This window comes from Pseudomonas sp. RIT623, from assembly GCF_004519305.1.
In the GTDB taxonomy this organism is placed as follows: Bacteria; Pseudomonadota; Gammaproteobacteria; order Pseudomonadales; family Pseudomonadaceae; genus Aquipseudomonas.
Genome location: NZ_SOZA01000016.1, coordinates 1 through 14,092, shown reverse-complemented (window position 1 = coordinate 14,092; position 14,092 = coordinate 1). Strand labels below are relative to the sequence as shown.

At 64.5% G+C, this 14,092-nt stretch carries 11 protein-coding genes; 5 read left to right on the top strand and 6 right to left on the bottom strand.

What is annotated here, in order from left to right; all coding sequences use genetic code 11:
- Positions 1–139: 139 nt before the first annotated feature.
- Positions 140–610 carry a GNAT family N-acetyltransferase gene (locus E3U47_RS12850; RefSeq protein WP_134691812.1) on the bottom strand — a complete coding sequence of 157 codons (471 nt, stop codon included), beginning with the start codon at positions 608–610 and terminating at the stop codon, positions 140–142.
- Positions 611–952: 342 nt separating this feature from the next.
- Here E3U47_RS12850 and E3U47_RS12840 point away from each other — a divergent pair, with 342 nt between their 5' ends.
- The 5 genes from E3U47_RS12840 to E3U47_RS12820 all read left to right on the top strand — a co-directional run bounded on the left by E3U47_RS12840 (position 953) and on the right by E3U47_RS12820 (position 7,533).
- Complete coding sequence (locus E3U47_RS12840; protein WP_134691810.1) at positions 953–2,452, top strand: PLP-dependent aminotransferase family protein; 1,500 nt, start codon at positions 953–955, stop codon at positions 2,450–2,452.
- A 245-nt stretch (positions 2,453–2,697) separates the two neighbouring features.
- Positions 2,698–3,075, top strand: coding sequence for a helix-turn-helix domain-containing protein (locus E3U47_RS12835; RefSeq protein ID WP_177414230.1), 378 nt, complete (start codon positions 2,698–2,700; stop codon positions 3,073–3,075).
- On the top strand, positions 3,072–4,376 hold the full coding sequence (locus E3U47_RS12830) for a type II toxin-antitoxin system HipA family toxin (RefSeq protein WP_134691809.1): 1,305 nt from the start codon (positions 3,072–3,074) through the stop codon (positions 4,374–4,376). The genes E3U47_RS12835 and E3U47_RS12830 overlap by 4 nt, the downstream gene beginning before the upstream one ends.
- A gap of 287 nt (positions 4,377–4,663) precedes the next feature.
- Entirely contained in the window at positions 4,664–6,094 is a 1,431-nt protein-coding gene (locus tag E3U47_RS12825) for an L-lactate permease (protein WP_134691808.1), read from the top strand.
- Positions 6,095–6,111: 17 nt separating this feature from the next.
- Positions 6,112–7,533: a PLP-dependent aminotransferase family protein gene (locus E3U47_RS12820; protein ID WP_134691807.1), complete on the top strand. Its 1,422-nt coding sequence runs from the start codon at positions 6,112–6,114 to the stop codon at positions 7,531–7,533.
- A gap of 168 nt (positions 7,534–7,701) precedes the next feature.
- Here E3U47_RS12820 and E3U47_RS12815 read toward each other — a convergent pair whose 3' ends face one another.
- The 5 genes from E3U47_RS12815 to E3U47_RS12795 form a co-directional block, all read right to left on the bottom strand.
- On the bottom strand, positions 7,702–8,601 hold the full coding sequence (locus tag E3U47_RS12815) for a LysR family transcriptional regulator (protein WP_134691806.1): 900 nt from the start codon (positions 8,599–8,601) through the stop codon (positions 7,702–7,704).
- Positions 8,602–8,647: 46 nt separating this feature from the next.
- Positions 8,648–10,663, bottom strand: coding sequence for a pyridoxamine 5'-phosphate oxidase family protein (locus tag E3U47_RS12810; RefSeq protein WP_134691805.1), 2,016 nt, complete (start codon positions 10,661–10,663; stop codon positions 8,648–8,650).
- 18 nt (positions 10,664–10,681) lie between these two features.
- Positions 10,682–11,311 (bottom strand): glutathione S-transferase family protein, encoded by a 630-nt coding sequence (locus tag E3U47_RS12805; RefSeq protein WP_134691804.1) that lies wholly within the window; start codon positions 11,309–11,311, stop codon positions 10,682–10,684.
- A 147-nt stretch (positions 11,312–11,458) separates the two neighbouring features.
- Positions 11,459–12,013, bottom strand: a complete 555-nt coding sequence (locus E3U47_RS12800; protein ID WP_134691803.1) for a UPF0149 family protein — start codon at positions 12,011–12,013, stop codon at positions 11,459–11,461.
- Between the two features lie 163 nt (positions 12,014–12,176).
- On the bottom strand, positions 12,177–13,820 hold the full coding sequence (locus tag E3U47_RS12795; RefSeq protein WP_134691802.1) for an acetolactate synthase large subunit: 1,644 nt from the start codon (positions 13,818–13,820) through the stop codon (positions 12,177–12,179).
- Positions 13,821–14,092 lie beyond the last annotated feature (272 nt).

The following is a 14,092-nucleotide window of genomic DNA, read 5'->3' as shown; positions in this document are numbered from 1 at the left end:
GATGCAGGATCCGCCCCAAGAGGTCTGCGGCATGATGGGGGTGTGAGCGGCGATGCGCCCCAGGGGCTTACACCGCAGAGTCGGTGCCACCCTTCTCGGGACCAGCCCGCTCCCACACCCTCATCTGCTCACAATGGACTTAGTGAGCAACATCCAACGGCATCCGGTACTCGATCACCCCCGGCTTCTCGGCAATCCAGTCATACAACCGCTGCGCAGTCTTGTTGGTCTCTTGGGTATGCCAGTACAACCGGTCGCACCGCTGCTGCCGGGCTTGGTCCTGGACGAACTCGATCAGCCGCTTGCCGATCATCCTCCCCCGCGCATTTGGGCACACGTACAGGTCTTCCAGGTAACAGAAATCATTGCGCCCCCAGGTCGAGCGGTGGAACACGTAGTGAACGAAGCCGAAGATTTGCTCGCCGTCCGTGGCCACGGCGCAATGCATGGGCTCGGCCGGGTCGAAGAAGCGCGCCCAGGTACGCTCGGTGATGGTTGGGCCCAAGTCCACTTGGTAGAAGGCCTGGTATTGCGCCCAGTAGTCGGACCATGGCTGCAGGTCGGTTTGCTTCACTTCGCGTACGAAAACGGGCAGTTGGGTGGTGGTCATTGGTGGAACCCCTTTTGGGTAAAGCTGTGTGAATGAGTGAGGAGGCCGGCCTGTCCGCAGCGCTTGCCTTCCTTGGTGGTTGCTTGCGGGTTTGGGTTTTATAGCGGATAAATGGCTGGTATTTACCTGCCAATTGATCGATAGCGGCCAGACCATTGTGCGACTAGATGCGCGTAAGGCTTGAGATTGCTGGGGCTGCTTTGCAGCCCTTTCGCGACACAAGGCCGCTCCTACAGGGGCGCGCGGTCGCCTGTGGGAGCGCCCTTGTGTCGCGAAAGGGGCGCGAAGCGGCCCCGGCATTGGCAGCCATTAATCAGATCCATCAGCCAGGGACCCAGGCCAATGTTCAAACACGCCCAGCTGGAATCGGTAAAAGCCTGGCTAACGGATCCCGCCCATGGCGCACTGGCGCGGCATGTGCGCATCCAGCGAGCCATCCGCCAGTTGATCCTTGAGGGTGCCCTGCCGGTCGGCAAGCCGTTGCCGGCATCGCGGTCGCTGGCAAGTTCCCTCGGCGTCTCGCGGGATACGGTGGAGTCGGCCTACAGCCAGTTGCACGCCGAGGGCTTTATCGAGCGACGCGTGGGCAGCGGCAGCTTCGTGTCGCAACGAGCCCGCTGCCTGCCGTCGCGCAAGCGCCAGCGACCAGCACACAGCGAGGTCCCGGTGCAGTTGAGCCGCCGAGGTGAAGCGCTATTGCACAGCGGTGGCGTCCACAACTTCCAGTCGCCCCGCCCCTTCGCTCCGGGCGTGGCCGAAACCCGGCACTTCCCCCTGGCCATCTGGGAGAAGCTGGAGCGGCAGGTGTACAAGGAATACGGCACCCGTGCCCTGGAACACAGCGAGCCACAGGGCATGCTCGCCTTGCGCAGTGCAATCGCCGACTACCTCAACCTCGAACGCGGCGCGCAGGCATCCGCCGACCGCATCCTGATCCTCACCAGCTCGCAGCAGGCCCTGGGCCTGTGCGCCCAGGTACTCATGGACGCAGGCGACCGGGTGCTGGTCGAGGACCCGCTGTACCAGGGCACCCGCAAGGCCATCAGCGCCGCCGGGCTGCAAGGCGTGCCGGTGCCGGTGGACGCGCACGGCCTGCAGGTGGACGGCATGGCCCAGCTAGCGCCGGATGCCCGGGCGCTGTTCCTCACGCCTTCGCACCAATACCCGACCGGCGCCACCCTGTCGCTGGACCGACGCCTGCGTGCCATCGAATGGGCGCGCCAGCAGCAAGCGTGGATTATCGAGGACGACTACGACAGCGAGTTCCACTACGCCGGCCGCCCCACCGCCTGCGTGCAGGGCCTGGATTCGCATGCGCGCACGCTGTACATCGGCACCTTCACCAAGTCGCTGGGCGCCGGGCTGCGCATCGGCTACCTGCTGCTGCCACCCCAGCTTGTCGCACCGATGACCGCCGCGCGAACGCTGCAGGATGGCCACAACGCATCCATCGCCCAGCTGACCCTGGCCCGGTTCATGGAAGACGGGCACTTCAACGCCCATGTACGGGCTATGCGCAGCCTCTATGCCGAGCGACGCGACGTACTGGCGGACCTGGTACAGCGGCACCTGGGGGCGTTCCTGCGCCCGCAAGTGCCGGTGGGTGGGCTGCAGATGCCTTGCCACTTCGTTCAGGACTTGGCGGAAGACGCAGTGGTCAGGGCGGCACGTGGAGCGGGGATTGATCTGTTGGGGCTGGGCAGTTTGCACGCGGTGCCGAGGAACGATGCCGGCTTGCTGATGGGGTTTGCGGCACTGACGCCCGCTGAGATGAGGGAGGCGGTGATGAAACTGGAGAAGGTGCTGGCAGGTTTGGTCACTTCGGGACGTTCGATTCGGTAGCCAGTTCTGCGCGAAACGAAATGTGGTAAACCAAACGCTGAAAACCGCCGCGAAAACCAAGATCGGACAACGCCTATAATTCTTGGCAAAAACCCTTAAATACACACTTAACGCCTATAAATTTAGGCTTTATTAAGTAGCGAATTATCCTTTCAAGCGCACTATACAAAGCCTAGAATCATAGGCATTCAGGTCAATAACGGCGTTTTAAGCATAGGATCCCAGGCGTTATGAAAGCCATATCAATGACTGACGACGCTATCGCCAACGAGATCGGCCAACGCATTGAGGCTATCCGCCTGAAGCGTAATATTGGCCAGGACATCGTCGCCCATGAAGCCGGGATTTCCCGGGAGACCTACCGCAAGCTCACGGCAGGCAAAGGCACCCTGGTGAACGTGATTGCCGTCTTGCGAGTGCTGGGAGAGCTTGATCGTCTCGCCTCGCTCATCGAGGACGTCAGGACCAGCCCCGTGCAACTGGCAAAAATGCAGGGCAAGCAGCGGATGCGGGCGAGAGTCACACGGGCTACACCGCCGGCGCCTGAACACGGAATCAGGACGCCTATCGGCAAGCCCACGCTCATTGGTGGCCCGAAACCCGACAAGGATGACAGCTGGTGATTGCACGGATCTATCTCTGGGATGTGTATGTAGGCGCGCTCAACTGGAACACGCAGACCCAGACCGGGGAGTTCGAATACACCCCCGAGTTCGTCAGGACGGGCCTTGAGATCTCGCCGGTTCATATGCCGTTGCGCCAGGACTACACCTACGTGTTCCAGGGGCTGGACCGCGAAACCTTCAAGGGCCTGCCCTCGATCCTCGCCGACTCCCTGCCCGATGATTTCGGCAACGCGCTGATCGATGCCTGGCTGGCCCAGCAGGGGCGTGACAAGGCAACCTTTACCCCGGTCGAACGCCTGCTTTACCAGGGCAAGCGCGGCATGGGCGCTCTGGAATATCGTCCGGCGATGGCCACCGAGCGGGACAAGGGGGAGAGCATCCATATCGATGCACTGGTGCGCCTGGCCAGCGAGGTGTTGTCCGAACGCGAGTCGATCGCCGAGCGCCTGGATGCCAAGGACCCATCGCTGGACGACAGCGCCCTGCAGCACCTCATCCAGATCGGTACCAGCGCGGGCGGCGCCCGGGCCAAGGCGGTGATCGCCATGAATGCCGAAGGCGAGATCCGTTCGGGCCAGGTCACCGCGCCGCCGGGCTTCGAGTACTGGTTGCTCAAGTTCGACGTAGCCAAGGATTCGACCGTGCTGGCTGACTCGCAAGGCTACGGGCGCATCGAGTACGCCTACCACCTCATGGCCAAGGCGGCCGGCATCACCATGACCGAGTGCCGATTGCTGGAGGAAGGTGGACGCGCTCACTTCATGACCCGGCGCTTCGACCGCACGACCGAAGGTGAAAAGATCCACGTCGCCACCTTGTGCGCACTCGACCACGCCGACTTCCGCAAGCCTGGCCAATACTCCTATGCCGAGGCCTTCGGAGTGATGCGCGCGCTGCGGATTTCCCGCGACGGCGCCGAACAGTTCTACCGCCGCATGGTGTTCAACCTGGTGGCACGTAACCAGGACGACCACACCAAGAACACGGCCTTCATGATGGACACCGACGGCACCTGGTACCTCACGCCGGCGTATGACGTGTCCTATTCCTACCTGCCTGGCAGCTTCTGGGTCGATAGCCACCAGATGACCGTCAACGGCAAACGCGACGACTTCACCCTCGACGATTTGTTGAGCGTGGCCAGCCAGGTTCGGGGGATGGATGCACGAGGGATCATCAAGGAGGTCTGTGAAGCCGTCGCACAGTGGCCGCGTTTTGCCAGAGAGGCTGGTGTGCCCGCCGCCGCCAGTAAGCGTATCGGCGAAGTTCATCGCCTGTACCTTGGAGAGGGGCTGTGAACGAAGATCGTCTGCGATCCCTTAAGACATGAAGCAGGTAGGCTCGCCCACGCCACAAATCGGCATCTAAAGTGCCAGACAGGAAATCCTGTCGAACGTGGTCATGGGCGAGTTAATGATTAAGCGTAGCGCGGATTTCCATCGCTGCAAACGCAGGACCGAGTGCCGCTCCTCGCTAGCCGCCAGAGCTGTATTGAAAAACCCTGCCCCCCTGTATCTATTGCAGACTCGCCCTTCCCTCCACCATCCCTTCCACACTCCCCCGGATGGCTGAAGGAACCCGCATCATGGCTGCCCTGCTGCTGCAAATGTCCCCCATAGGCCTGGTGATCGCCCTGATCCTGCTGCTGCGCCGTCCGCCCGTACAGGCCGCGCTGGCCGGCGTGGCCGGTGTCTTGCTGCTGTGGGGCCTGGGCGCCGCGCAGCCGCTGTCGACGGAGGTGTCCGGCGCGATCCTGCAAGACACGCTGATCCTGTTCCTCAGTACCGCCTGTGTGATCGTCCCGGGCCTGGCCTTCGTCATCCTGGTCGAGCGGGCCGGCGCGCCGCAGGCGATTGGCGCCTGGGTGCGCGAGCTGGGCTGGACGCCGCCGATGCAGGTGATCTTCATCGTGCTGGGCCTGGCGCCGCTGCTGGAGGCGATGACCGGGTTCGGGGTGTCGCTGATCGCTACCGTGCCGCTGTTGATGGGGCTGTTCTCGCGCCAGGTGGGCATGAAGATGGCGTTGGCCGGCATGGTGGTGATGCCTTGGGGCACGCTCGGGCTGGCGACGGTAATCGGCGCGTTGCTGGCGCATGTGCCGGCGCAGGAGCTGGGCAGCCATTCGGCATTGATGAGCGCTCCGGTGTTCCTCTGCCTGGCCGCCGTGGCGTTGGGCCTGGCGGGTGTTCGCAGTGTACGGGCATGGCTCGGGCTGGGATTGATCTCGCTGCTGTTCAGCACAGTGCTGTATGCGGTCAACCGCTGGATCGGGCCGGAGGCCTCGGGTGTGCTGGCCGGGCTGGCGGTGGCCGCGGTCGGCCTGGGTATCTCCTGGGCGCGGCGCGGGGCACTGGTGCGCTGGCCGCAGGCCGCGTGGCCTTACCTGGCCCTGTTGGCGGTGATCATCGCGTCGCGGGCGTTGTTCCTGTCGTCGGGCTGGGACGGGCTGTGGGTGGTGCACGGCGCCAATGTGTCGTGGAAGCCGCTGGCTTCGCCGGGGCTGGCCTTGCTGCTGGTGGTGCTGATGATGGCCGGCCGCCAGGGCGCGGGCTTCCCGTGGCAGGCGCTGGTCACTCGGGCACGGTTCCCGGTGGCGACGATCTTCCTGTTCCTGCTGCTGTCCCAGGTGATGGTCAAGGCCGGCTTCCTGGTCGAGGCACAGCGGGCGTTGCAGGCGCTGTCCGGGGTGTCGCTGGCCTCGACGGTGTCGCTGCTGGCGGGGTTGGCCGGCTATGTCACAGGCTCCAATGTCGGCGGCAACACCCTGGTGATGCCCTCCATCGCGGCGCTGTCCACGGTCCACGGCCCGTGGCTGGCGGCGATGGTCAACAGCGCCGCCGGGCATGGCGCGCTGGGCTCGCTGTCGATCCTGTCGCTGATCATCGGGCTGGCCGGGGCCAACCGCGAGGAAGAGCACGGGCTGATCCGCTTCGGCTTCGCCCTGGTGCTGGTGAACATCGTCATCGTGGCTGCAACCGGCGTGGTTTTGCTCTACCTTTGCGGAGCCCCCGCCTGACACGACACACGGCCCCCATGAACAGCACCCCCAAGCCCGACAAACGCTGGCACACCGTCAACACCTGGCTGCTGCGCCAGATCGACAGCGGCGAATGGCCCACCGGCACGCAACTGCCGTCGGTGCGCGAGCTGGCGCGGCTGTTCGACAGCAGCCTGGCCACGGTGCAACGGGCCCTGGCGGAGCTGGAGGCCAATGCCTATGTGCAGGCCACGCCCCGGGTGGGCTATTTCGTCGCCAAGGGCGCGGCCCAGGTGCAGGGCTTTGATCTCGCCAGTGTCAGCGTCAACGTCAACCACGCGGTGGTCACCATGCTCGCCCAGGCGGCCAGCAACGGCGGGTTGTCGTTGAGCTCGGCGGTGCTGCATGACGAACTCACGCCCCAGGTGCTGCTGAACAAATGCCTGACGACCCTGGCCAGCAAGGCCGATCAGCCGCTGGCCGGCTTGATCGCCCCGCCTGGCCTGGCCTCGCTGCGCCGACGTATCGCCGGGTTGATGCTGCAGCGCGGCGTGGCCTGCGGCCCGGATGAAATCCTGGTGACCTCGGGCGACACCGTGGCCCTGGAGCTTGCACTCGAGGCCGTGGCCCGGCCGGGCGCTACGGTGGCCATCGAGACCCCCACCTACTACGGCATCCTGCAGACCATCGAACGCCTGGGGATGCGCGCCCTGCCCATGCGTACCCACGCAGGCAGCGGCATGGACCTCGACCACCTGGCATGGGCGCTGAAACGCAAGAAGGTCGATGTGGTCTTCCTCAACCCGACGCTGCAGAACCCTCGCGGCTTCATCATGCCCGACGCGGCGCGGGCCGAGCTTTCGCGCCTGGCGCAGGCGGCGGATGTGCCGATCATCGAGGACGATATCTTCTTCGACCTGGTGGACGAGGCGCAGCGCCCGAAGGCGATCAAGCACTACGACGCGACCGGGCAGACGATCTACTGCTCGTCGTTCTCCAAGACCGTGGCGCCGGGCTACCGGGTGGGCTGGTGCGTGGCCGGGCGTTATCGGGACGCGATCCTGGCCCAGCTGTTCTCGCGTAACCTGGCGGTGTCGAGCCTGGCCCAGCGGGTGCTGGACGAGTTCATCGCGCGCGGGTACATGGAGGCGCACTGCGCGAAGCTGCGTGGGCGGCTGGCGGCGCAGGCCGAGGTGATGGAAACGCTGGTGCGCTCGGAGTTTGCGCCGGGGACGCGGTATGTAGCGCCCGATGGAGGATTCATCCACTGGCTCGAATTGCCGGAAGGGACGGATATGGCGGCGCTGCGAGGGCTTGCCGCCGAGCGCGGATGCAAGGTGGGCGACAGCGGGATGTTCTTTGCCGATGGGGAATGTGGCACGGGGTTGCGGGTGTGTCTTGGGCGGGTGATTACGCCGGAGGTGATGGGCGGTTTGAGAGCGCTGGCGGAATGCGCACAGCAGGCGGGACAAGGCTGATATCAGTCAGTTTACGTCAATGGGGCTGCTACGCAGCCCATCGCCGGCAAGCCGGCTCCTACAGGCACCGCGCAATTCCTCAAGCCTGCACATTACCTGTAGGAGCCGGCTTGCCGGCGATGGGCCGCAAAGCGGCCCCTGTCACGTTATCTGACTGACATTATCGAGTCAGCTCAGGTGCGCATGGCTGCGCAGATGCTCGGCCAGCATGTCGATGAAAGTGCGCACCTTGGTCGAGCCGTACTTGCTCTCGCGATGCAGGATATGGATCGGCCAAGGCGCCTCCTCGTACTCGGCCAGGATCACCTGCAAGCGCCCGGCCGCGACCTCATCCGCCACCTGGTACGACAGCAGCCGGGCGATCCCCAGCCCGGCACTGGCCGCGGCGATGGCGGCGTCGTTGCTGGTCACGGTCAGGCGCGGCTTCATGCGGATCAGCGTCGGGTCGTCGATGGCGCCGAAACGCCAGTCGGTGCGAGGTGACAGCGTCCCGGCGGCAATGACCTCGTGCTTCTGCAACTCCGAGGGATGCCGCGGCGTGCCATGACGCTCCAGGTATTCGGGCGAGGCGCACAGCAGCCGGCGCATCTTGCCCACCCGCAGCGCCTTCAGGCCCGAGTCGGGCAACTGGCCGATGCGCACGGCCACGTCCATGCCCTCCTCCACCAGGTTCACCACGCGGTCGAGGAAGAACGCCGAGACGTCCACCTCGGGGTACTGCTGCAGGTAGCGCACGATGCAGGGCATGACGAACTTCTTGCCGAACAGGATCGGCGCGGTCACCGCCAGGTCGCCCTTGGGCGCGGCATTGATGCCGGCGGCGGCTTCGTTGGCTTCGATAATGCTGGCGAGGATATGCCGGGTGTCTTCCAGATAGCGCCCGCCGGCCTCGGTCAGGCGCACGCTGCGGGTGGTGCGCTGCAGCAGCTTGACCCCGAGCTGCTCCTCCAGGGCGCTGACAGCGCGAGTCACCGCCGCTGGCGAGATGGCCAGGCGGCGGGCGGCGGCGGCGAAGCTTTCCAGCTCGCCGACGGCCACGAACACTTTCATCAGGTGGATCTGGTCCATGCCGCGCCCCACGCGTTGTCGTGGCGCGATTATCCCTGTGCGCACGCTAGAGCTCCAGCACCACGGCTTGCGCGCCGTCCTCGGCCTGGGCCGGAATCGCGCAGCAGATCAGCACGCTACCGGCCTCGGGCAGTTCGGCGGGCGGATTCGGGTAGTGGACCTGGCCGCTGACCAGCTTGGTCTTGCAGGTGCCGCAGGAGCCACCGCGGCAACTGAAATCCGGCGACAGGCCACGGCTTTCCGCCAGTTCCAGTAAGGTGCCGCCACCGGGCGCCCAGCGTGCCTCCTTGGCGGAGCTGGCGAAGTACACCGGCACCGGCTCGCTGGCGGGCGGCGGTTGCTGCAGCGTGGGCTGGTTGTCGTCGGTATGGCGGCGCAGGGTCGAAGGGCCGAAGGCTTCGGCATGGATGCGGGCGTCGGGTACATGCACCGTGCGCAGCCCCTCGTAGAGATCCTGGGTGAAGCTGGCCGGGCCACACAGGTAGAAGTCATAGTCGTCCAATGGCAGAGTGGCCTTGATCTGTTCGATGCCCAGGCGGCTGGCGAACGCATAGTCGCGGCCCTGCACGGCTTGGGGTTCGGGCAGGCTCAGGGCGCGGTGAATGCTCAGCAGGCCACCGGCGTGTTGCTGGAGTTCAGCAAGCTCGTGCTGGAACGGCAGGTCGGCCAGCGTACGGCCACCGTGGAACAGGTAGATGCGCCGCCCCAGCCCCAAGGCCAATTGTTCGCGCAGCATGGCGATCAACGGGGTGATACCGACGCCCGCCCCAACCAGCACGAGGGGGCGGTCGCTGGTGTGATCGAGGGTGAAGCTGCCCATGGGCAGGCGCACCTGCAAAGGGTCGCCCACCTTCAGTTGCTGGTGCAGGTAGCGTGAGGCAGGCCCCTGCGCCTTGACGCTGATGCGCAGGTGGCCATCGGACGGCGCGCTGGACAGGCTGTAGGTGCGGATCAGCGGTGCCTCTCCATCAACCTGCAGACGCACGGGAATATGCTGGCCGGGCGCGAAGGCCACCGCCGTACCCTCCTCGGGTTGCAGGTAGAACGAACGGATATCACGGCTTTCCTGCTCGATACGCAGCACACGCCAGGTCAGCCATTGGCGCTGGCGCTCACGCTGTTGCAGGCGCTCTTGGGCTTCACTCCAGGTGCCGGTCATCAGGCTGGTGGGGGCGTACTCCTGGAAGGCCCAGCGCAGCGACACCGCAGCCGGGCGGACCACCACCTGCTCGATGTCCAGGGTCCAGATGCGCTCGGCCCCCTCGAAAGCGCTGATCAGCGGGCTGTCGAGAATCACCTCGGTGCGCCCTGAAACCTGCAGCACATCGCCCGTGGTGAAGTCGACGAACAACAGGCCGGCAACCGGGTTGACCAGCAGGTTGCCGAGGGTATTGAAATGCAGGTTGCCGGCATAGTCGGGAATGGTCAGGTGATTGCCTTCGACCCTGACGAAACCGGGGCGGCCACCGCGGTGGGACACGTCCACGGCACGTTGGCCGTTTTCCTGTTCGACGTAACTGGCGACAAAGAAGGTGTCGGCGTTTTCGATCATGGCGCGGGACGCGGCATCGAGTGCCGATGAATCCCGACGCGCTTGCGGCGGTTCATCGACGCGGGTGTATTCGCGCAGCTGGATGTACTGGGGGCAGTTGCCGAACGACTGCTCGACCAGCACCGCCAGCTGACCGGCGCCTGCCCGACGGATCAGGCCATTGAGCCGGTTGCGTCGCCGGGTATGCAGCTCGATCCCCAGCAAGCCAATGGCACCGCCATCCACCAGGCCCGGCGTGGCCGGGTCATCAGCGGCAGGTTCGGCGCCTATCAGCAGTTGCCGGGGATCGGGCGAGCTGACGAAGCCTTCCGCGCCTTCGAGCAGCGTCGCCCAAGGGGTGCCAGCGGCATCCACGGCAGCGGTCACCAGGAACGGCAACTGCTGGTAGAACGCGCGATGCTGGTCGGGCATGAAGTCGCGGATGACCTTCTGGCCGAACACCTCCATGCGCTCTGCAACACCGACTTGCTCCTGCAGCCGTTTTTCACCTGCATGCCAGGGCGATCGCATGGCGGCATTCCTCTGGGTTCAGAGCGTGGTCTGCAAACCGATGACGGTGCGGGGCATCGGCACGAAGCCCGGCAGCGCCTCGATCCGGGCCAGCCAGGCGCGCACATTGGCGTACGGCTCCAGCGACACGTTGCCCTCGGGGGCGTGGGCGATGTACGAGTAGTTGGCGATATCGGCGATGGTCGCCTGGTCACCGACCAGGAACGGGCCCTTGGCCAGTTCGGCGTCGATCACCTTGAGCAGGGTATGGGCGCGGCCAATCACTTCGTCGGTGTTGAACGAGGCACCGAATACAGTCACCAGGCGTGCGGCGGCCGGGCCGAAGGCCAGCGGGCCTGCCGCCACCGACAACCAGCGCTGCACACGGGCGGCGCCGACCGGATCCTCGGGCAACCAGCGCTTGCCGCCATAGGCCTTGGCCAGATAGACGAGGATGGCGTTGGAGTCAGCGATGACGATGCCGTTGTCATCGATCACCGGCACCTGGCCGAAGGGGTTGATGGCCAGGAACTCGGGCTGCTTGTGTTCACCCTTGGCCAGGTCGACGAGTACCAGCTCGGTAGGCAGTTCGAGCAGTGACAGCATCAGCTCGATACGGTGGGCGTGGCCGGACTTGGGGAAGTTGTAGAGCTTGATCGGGCTTGGCATGTGCGGGGCTCCAGGTCAGCGCCGGGAGTGGCGCTGCTGGAGGACATGCTGCACTGGATCGAATGGCAGCAGAATCAGTGCTGGGAGCAATCCAGTATTTCGGCAAGTGGAATAATCACAATCACAGGCTTGCCCCCGATGACACCATCAATGCCGATGCTGTTTCTGGTACTGGTACAACCCCCGCGCCGCCTCGATCACCAGCGGTACACAGGCCTGGCGCTCATCGAAGCTCATCGAGTCGAGCAGCTCGAAGTTGTCTTCCAGCCCATGCAGCGAAATGGCCTTGAGCAAACGATCCTGCTCTGGCGGCAGCTCGCTCCACTCGGCTACCTGCGTGCCGCGCATGTAGCCGAAGCACCACTCCTCGAGAATGATCGTCGGGCCCTCTTCACTCTCGCCCTCTTCGAACATCGGTTCGAAGCCCTCGAGATCGGTGGCCAACTCTTCGGCCACCTGGCTGGCATAACGCAGCATCAGCGCGGTATAGGCTTCTTCATGGGCGGGCTTCTTGAACTTGGGCACCTTGCCACCGGCGACAGAAGGCAGCCACTGCTCAGGGTTGACCTTGTTGGGGGAGCTGGCCAGTGCAGTGAAGAAACCGTTGAGCTCGGCGAGGTTGAGTACCGAATAATCGTTGCCGTAGGTGATCAGCAGGTCTTCGAGGCGGTCGAGTTCTTTTTCGCTGAGCGCGGGGAGCATGGGCGGGTGTCCTGAGGAAACAAAATATGGGTGCACCCTAACACATGGGCAAAGCGGCGCAGGCATACACCGCGCCAATAAAACGATCGCGGGGCAAGCCCACTCCCACGTTGATCTTGCACAACGTGGGAGCAGGCTTGCCCCGCGATGAGGGTGCTACGGTTTAGACCGCCAGCGCGCGCTCACGCAGCTCGCTGTTGAGGATGCGGTCGTTCTCGCTGTAGTCGACCGGGCAGTCGATCACGTGCACGCCCGGAGTCTTGATGCAGTGCTCGAGCAGCGGCAGGAAGGCTTCTGCGCTCTCCACGCGGTGGCCATTGGCACCGTAGGCTTCGGCGTACTTGACGAAGTCCGGGTTGCCGTAGTCCAGGCCGAAATCGGTGAAGCCCATGTTGGCCTGCTTCCAGCGGATCATGCCGTAGCCGTCGTCACGCAGGATCACCACGGTGATGTGCATCCCTAAGCGTACCGCCGTTTCCAGCTCCTGGCTGTTCATCATGAAACCGCCGTCGCCGCAGACCGAGATCACCGGGCGATCCGGGTAGACCAGGTGCGAGGCCATGGCCGATGGCAGGCCGGCGCCCATGGTCGCCAGCGCGTTGTCCAGCAGCACGGTGTTGGGCTTGTGCGCCTTGTAGTTGCGGGCGAACCAGATCTTGTAGATGCCGTTGTCCAGGGCGACGATGCCTTCGGACGGCAGGGCGCGACGGATGTCGGCAACCATGCGCTGCGGGTAGACCGGGAAGCGGTCGTCGTCGGCGCCTTCGGCGATCTGCGCTTCGTTGGCTTCACGGATGGCCATCAGGCGGGTGAAGTCCCAGTGGCTGGTGTCGGTCAGCGCTTCGCTGATCTGCCAGACGGCGTTGGCGATGTCGCCGATCACTTCCACCTGCGGGAAGTACACGGCATCTACCTCAGCCGAGCGGAAGCTCACATGGATCACTTCGGTGCCGCCACGAACCATGAAGAATGGTGGCTTCTCGATGACGTCGTGACCGATGTTTACGATCAGGTCTGCGGCTTCAACAGCGCGGTGGACGAAGTCACCCGAGGACAGCGCGGCGTTGCCCAGGAAGCGCGGGTGACGCTCATCGACCACGCCTTTACCCATCTGGGTGGTGATGAACGGGATGCCGGTCTTGTCGATCAGTTGCTTGAGGACCTTGGCGGTCATCTTGCGGTTGGCACCGGCACCGATCACCAAGATCGGGTTACGGGCGTTCTTCAACTTCTCGACGGCTGCTTCGATGGCTACGTGCTCGGCCAGCGGGCGACGGTGCAGGCTGCGCGGGATCGGCAGGGCGTCGGTCTGCTCGGCAGCGATGTCTTCCGGCAGTTCCAAGTGCACGGCACCCGGCTTCTCTTCTTCGGCCAGACGGAAGGCTTCACGCATGCGTGCCGGGATGTTGTCGGCCGAAGCGAACTGGTGGGTGTACTTGGTGATGGGGTCCATCATGCCGCACACATCGATGATCTGGAAGCGGCCTTGCTTGGACTTCTTGATCGGCTTCTGGCCGGTAATCATCATCATCGGCATGCCGCCCAAGTAGGCATAGGCGCTGGCGGTCACCAGGTTGGTCGCGCCGGGGCCGAGGGTCGACAGACTGACGCCGGTCTTGCCGGTCAGGCGACCATAGGTGGCTGCCATGAAGCCCGCGGACTGCTCGTGGCGGGTCAGTACCAGCTTGATCTTCGATTTGCGCAGGGACTCGAGCAGGTCGAGGTTTTCCTCGCCGGGGATGCCGAATACATATTCGACACCTTCGTTTTCCAGGCATTGCACAACGACATCGGCGGCCTTGGCCATCTTGCTTCTTACCTCAAGTAATAGGACGGTTGAAAGTCCAGAAATGCGCAGCACGGTACGCTGGCATCGCGCTGTTCGGGGGCCAGGATTGCCCCGAACCTAAGTCTTGACGCAGGGTGGGTGTGGGGAAGTCACGTCAACGAACGGTAATAATTGTCGCACCCTTGGCGGGTGGGCGGTGAGATAGCCGACGAGCAAAAAGCCCGGTGTGGACGCGGGGCTGAAAGTCACGACGCGCCCCTCTGTAGGAGCGCACAGTATTTTTGCGCCGC